The following is a 1,290-nucleotide window of genomic DNA, read 5'->3' on the forward strand; positions in this document are numbered from 1 at the left end:
CCCGACAACTCGACCACCTCACCGAAATGGCCGAGAGATCGACCTCGATTCACCATCGGTGGATCGAGGCTAAGTGGGCGTTTCATCCCGCGGATTCTGTTTGATTCCGGGTCAGGTTCCGCGCCAGGTGGGAGTGGTTTCGCCAGTGAGGCGGCGGCTCATCAGGTCGATCGCGGCGATGTGGATCATGGCTTGGGAGCTGGCCAGCAGGGTCTCGTAGTCACGGGCCAGGCGGTGGTGGAGCATGAGCCATCCCAGGGTGCGCTCGACGACCCAGCGGCGTGGCAGCGGGGTGAAGCCGCGGGCGCCGGGAGCGCGTTGGACGATCTGCATGTCGATGCCGAGGGTGGCGGCGTGTTCGACCAGGTGCTGGCGGTAGCCGCCGTCCACCCAGGTGGTGCGGACGCTGGGGTGGTGGGTGGCGATCTGTCCGATCAGGGTGGCGCCGGCGACCGAGTCCTGGACGGAGGCGGCGGTGACCAGGACCGTCAGCAGGAGTCCGAGTGTGTCGACCACGATGCTGCGTTTGCGGCCGACGATCTTCTTGGCGGCGTCGATGCCCTGGTCGGAGGCCGGGACGTTGCTGGAGGTCTTGACGCTCTGGGCGTCGATCACGCCGCCCGAGGGTTCGGCGGCGCGGCCCTCCTGCACGCGCACCAGGCGGTGCAGCAGCCCGGAGATCCGCGTGAAGATCTCATCGTCGCGCCAGAGTCGGAAGTAGCCGTACACCGTCTGCCAGGGCGGGTAGTCGTGCGGCAGGTAGCGCCAGGGGATGCCGGTGCGATCGACGTAGAGGATCGCGTCCAGGACGGTGCGCAGGTCGTGTTCGGGTGGGCGGCCGATGTCCAGGACCCCGGCGCGGCGCCGGTCGCGCCAGGCGGTCAGGATCGGTTCGATCAGCTCCCAGCGGGCGTCGGACAGGTCGCTGGGATAGCGGGGGCGTTCGGTCATGGTACGGACGTAATGCCGGGTGAAGGCTCCGGGCCACAGGTGCGACCGTCAGGTCATACAGGTCAGACCGCTGTGGCCACCTGCAGAAACCAGACGCGGGCGCTCATTTTGGGATGAGACAGAAGAACTGTCATAAACATGGCTCCGGACGTTCCGCTCTTGCCGCACCTGTATCAGCCGGCTCTTGCGCTGCTCTCTGAGCGGGGTCACAGCACACGAGAATAGGCGCCTATCACCACATTCCAGGATCAAACGCCCTCTAAGCCTCGATCCACCGATGGTGAATCGAGGTCGATCTCTCGGCCATTTCGGTGAGGTGGTCGAGTTGTCGGGCACTCG

1 protein-coding gene is annotated in these 1,290 nt (G+C 66.1%); it reads right to left on the reverse strand.

Annotated elements, in window-relative coordinates:
* Positions 1–111: 111 nt before the first annotated feature.
* Positions 112–951 (reverse strand): IS5 family transposase, encoded by an 840-nt coding sequence (locus tag IEZ03_RS37255; RefSeq protein ID WP_184885403.1) that lies wholly within the window; start codon positions 949–951, stop codon positions 112–114.
* Positions 952–1,290 lie beyond the last annotated feature (339 nt).

Origin of the sequence: Actinomadura livida, from assembly GCF_014648675.1 — a bacterium.
Classification (GTDB): domain Bacteria; phylum Actinomycetota; class Actinomycetes; order Streptosporangiales; family Streptosporangiaceae; genus Spirillospora; species Spirillospora livida.